The organism is Burkholderia sp. E168m23, assembly GCF_016586125.1.
GTDB lineage: Bacteria > Pseudomonadota > Gammaproteobacteria > Burkholderiales > Burkholderiaceae > Burkholderia > Burkholderia orbicola.
Window position 1 is genome coordinate 1 of record NZ_BCPP01001182.1, and the last position, 1818, is coordinate 1818.

The following is a 1818-nucleotide window of genomic DNA, read 5'->3' on the forward strand; positions in this document are numbered from 1 at the left end:
GAAATTTCCGGCGTGCGGCTGTCGGCCACGCTCGACGACGCGACGTTCGATGCGGTCCACGCCGCGCTGCTGCGCCACAAGGTGTTGTTCTTCCGCGGCCAGCACCATCTCGACGACACCGCGCAGGAAGCCTTCGCCCGCCGCTTCGGCGACACGGTCGCGCACCCGACCGTGCCGTCCGTCGACGGCAGCGCTGCCCTGCTCGAACTCGATTCCGCGCGTAATAACTTCGTATAGCATACATTATACGAAGTTATACGAGCCGGGATGGAAGCGACGCTGGTGCCGAAGCACGGCATTCCGATGGAGTACGTGCGGTTCGGCGGGCTGCGCGGCAAGGGGCTGAAGACCAAGCTGACGCTGCCGGTCAACCTGCTGCGCGCATGCTGGCAGAGCCTCGGCGCGCTGCGCCGCGTGCGGCCGGACGTCGTGCTCGGGATGGGCGGCTACATCACGTTCCCGGCGGGCGTGATGACCGCGCTGTCGGGGCGTCCGCTCGTGCTGCATGAACAGAATTCGATCGCGGGCCTGACCAACAAGGTGCTCGCGAAACTCGCGAAGCGCGTGCTCGTCGCGTTCCCCGGCGCGCTGCCGCACGCGGAATGGACGGGTAACCCGATTCGCGCGGAACTGGCGCACACGGAACCGCCCCACGCACGCTATGCGTCGCGCAGCGGCCCGTTGAACGTGCTGGTCGTCGGCGGCAGCCTCGGGGCGGCCGCGCTCAACGAAGTCGTGCCGCGCGCGCTGGCGCTGCTGGCGCCGGGCGAGCGCCCGCGCGTCGTGCACCAGGCCGGCGTGAAGCACATCGAGGCACTGAAGGCGAATTACGAAGCGGCCGGTTTCGCGGCCGGCGAGGACGTGCGGCTCGTACCGTTCATCGACGACATGGCGGCCGCGTATGCGGCGGCGGATCTGGTGATCTGCCGGTCGGGCGCGATGACGGTGTCGGAGATCGCGGCGGTGGGTGTGGCGGCGCTGTTCGTGCCGTTCCCGTACGCGGTCGACGATCACCAGACGACCAACGCCGCGTTTCTCGCCGATGCGGGCGCGGCCGTGCTGGTGCAACAACGCGACCTGTCGGCGGAGCTGCTCGCCGACTGGCTGCGCGGCCAGTCGCGGGCATCGCTCGCGGACATGGCGGAACGTTCGCGCGCGCTCGCGAAGCCCGAGGCCACCGACGAAGTCGCGCGCGTCTGCGCGAAGGCGGCCGGCGCGAACCTGGAACAACTGCAATGAAACACATCGTCAAACACATTCATTTCGTCGGGATCGGCGGCGCGGGCATGAGCGGCATCGCCGAAGTGCTCGTCAACCTCGGCTACGCGGTCAGCGGCTCGGACCTGTCGCGCAATGCGGTGACCGATCGCCTCGAGGCGCTGGGCGCGCGGATCGCGATCGGCCACGATGCGGCGAACATCGAGGGCGCGAACGCGGTCGTCGTGTCGACGGCCGTGCGCTCGGACAACCCGGAAGTGCTGGCCGCGCGCCACCAGGGCGTGCCGATCGTGCAGCGCGCGGTGATGCTGGCGGAGCTGATGCGCCTGAAGCAGGGCATCGCGATCGCCGGCACGCACGGCAAGACCACGACGACGAGCCTCGTCGCGAGCGTGCTCGCCGCGGGCGGGCTGGACCCGACCTTCGTGATCGGCGGCCGGCTGATCAGCGCCGGCGCGAACGCGCGGCTCGGCACGGGCGACTTCATCGTCGCCGAGGCCGACGAGTCGGATGCGTCGTTCCTGAACCTGTATCCGGTGATCGAAGTCATCACGAACATCGACGCCGACCACATGGACACCTACGGCCACGATTTCGCGC

General features: G+C 69.2%; 1 protein-coding gene and 2 pseudogenes. All 3 read left to right on the plus strand.

Features of this window, described 5'->3' with window-relative positions; all coding sequences use genetic code 11:
* Nucleotides 1-219: pseudogene (locus JMF90_RS35435) on the plus strand (TauD/TfdA dioxygenase family protein); the annotation flags it as partial.
* 42 nt (nucleotides 220-261) lie between these two features.
* Nucleotides 262-1239: pseudogene (murG, locus tag JMF90_RS35440) on the plus strand (undecaprenyldiphospho-muramoylpentapeptide beta-N-acetylglucosaminyltransferase); the annotation flags it as partial.
* On the plus strand, nucleotides 1236-1818 hold a 583-nt coding region (gene murC, locus JMF90_RS35445), incomplete at its 3' end, for a UDP-N-acetylmuramate--L-alanine ligase (RefSeq protein WP_236598110.1). The pseudogene murG and the gene murC, both read left to right, overlap by 4 nt.